This window comes from Tamlana crocina, from assembly GCF_012037625.1.
The window spans coordinates 1-287 of record NZ_JAAVJS010000835.1 but is presented as its reverse complement, the minus strand read 5'-3'; the positions used below and the strand labels follow the sequence as shown (position 1 = coordinate 287).

Annotated in this window: 1 protein-coding gene; it reads left to right on the top strand. The window is 48.1% G+C overall.

Annotated features, from left to right (window positions below):
- Positions 1–287, top strand: a 287-nt coding sequence (locus HC176_RS19185; protein WP_167920558.1) for an efflux RND transporter permease subunit, incomplete at both ends; no start/stop codon positions are given.

The window sequence follows — 287 nt, the reverse complement described above, 5'->3', positions numbered from 1 at the left end:
GCCATTGGGGGTGTTTTCGCCCTGTGGCTCCGGGACATGCCCTTTAGTATCTCTGCAGGTGTAGGCTTTATCGTGCTCTTTGGAGTGGCAGTACTTAACGGTCTGGTCCTGGTGAATCGCTTTAATTCATTAAAAGAAGAAGGCGTAACCAGTATCAAAGACCGGATTTTTATGGGTACGAAAGAACGAATCAGGCCGATCATGCTTACAGCGGTAACAGATATTTTAGGATTTATGCCAATGGCATTTTCTTCTTCGGCCGGTGCAGAGGTGCAGCGCCCTTTAGC